The sequence below is a fragment of the Mesorhizobium sp. A623 genome (genome assembly GCF_054489405.1).
Genome location: NZ_JBTMXB010000107.1, coordinates 1 through 1,456, shown reverse-complemented (window position 1 = coordinate 1,456; position 1,456 = coordinate 1). Strand labels below are relative to the sequence as shown.

General features: G+C 61.7%; 2 pseudogenes. Both read left to right on the top strand.

The annotated features are described in order from the left end of the window. Positions 1 to 532: 532 nt before the first annotated feature. A pseudogene (locus ACX3P1_RS28055) lies at positions 533 to 1,242 on the top strand (FAD-dependent oxidoreductase); the annotation flags it as partial. Continuing rightward, a pseudogene (locus tag ACX3P1_RS28050) lies at positions 1,233 to 1,456 on the top strand (transposase); the annotation flags it as partial. The pseudogenes ACX3P1_RS28055 and ACX3P1_RS28050, both read left to right, overlap by 10 nt.

Below are 1,456 nucleotides of genomic sequence, written 5' to 3'. Positions count from 1 at the left end.
TCCGCATGCTCACCAGACGCCTTGCAAGATATGGATGTAGTTGAAGCCTTTTCGAGTCCGACTCTGAGTTTCGCGGCAAGATCGTCTGCACTGAAAAGTCAGGGAAACGTCTGCGACAGCAATGTATGAATTGAATGTCGGGTATGGCGCACTCGCTGCTAAAAGCAGACGGTCGCCTTCCCACCCACATCCTGCATGCGGCTGCGGCGTTGGGTTCGAGATCCGGCAAAGTTCGACCCAATCGTGGTCGTTCGATACCCACAGTCCCCATTACCCGAAGCTGCCCTCAGAGACCGACCGGCCGACGTAGCCGTTGCGCCGCCAGTGCCACGGGGCTATGTTCTGCATGTCGGAAAAGGCCGACTTGGTTCGGTAAGCCCAAGTCCTTCTGGTAACGGAAGCTCTGGCTTTTGGCTTCGTGCCAGAAGTCCCCACGACGAACAATGAATGCTTTCGGGCATTGCAGCGTTCGTCCGTGTGGATCTCGAGTTCGAGGAACGCTCCGGTCGAACATCGACCAAGGAGTATCCTCATGCACACATCCCCTGCCAATACCTATGACGTGATCGTCGCCGGCGGCGGCCCGGTTGGCTTGTTTCTCGCCTGCGAGCTGTGGCTCGCAGGCTGCTCGGTGCTGGTTCTCGAACGCGCGAAGGATCCGCATTCGCCGTTAAAGGGACTGCCGTTCGGACTGCGCGGCCTTTCCGTACCAACCGTCGAGAGCTTCGACCGCCGCGGTCTGCTGGAACCCCTCAAGGATCGTGTGGCCAGCCGTGATGTCCCGGCGGCAGCACATTGGATGAAGCAGCCGCGCCGGCCCGGTGGCCACTTCGCGGGCATCCAGTTCTTCCACGACCAGATTGACAGTGCGAACTGGCCTTGGCGCATACCCGGCCCTGTCAGCAACTTCGCGGCGGACATGACGAGCATCGAGGCCGTCCTTTCCGCGCGAGCGGAGGCCTCGAACGTCGAAATCCGGCGCGGCTGCGGTGTCAACGGCCTCGAGCAATCGGACGACCGAGTGACCGTTCACGCGGGTGGCGAAGTGTTTCGGGCGCAATGGCTGATCGGCTGCGATGGTGCGCGCAGCGTCGTGCGAAAGGCGGCCGGGATAGGCTTCACCGGCACCGATCTCGAGTTCACCGGCTATTCGGCAAAGGTCTTCTTGGCCGATCCGAACGTCCGAAGCCCGGCCGCCACTACACCGCGACAGGCATGTTCATCTACACGCCGCCTGGCACAACAAGGCGCTGGTCTACGACCTGTTGTTCAAGGCGGCATCGGAGACGATGCTGACCATCGCCGCCGATCCGAAGCATCTCGGCGCACGCATCGGCATCACCGCCGTGCTCCACACCTGGGGATCGGCGATGACCCACCATGATCGTGCCGGGCGGCGGTATCGCGCCGAACGGAAGCCGCTGGATATCTTCTCGACCGGCATTCCTTGTTCCGG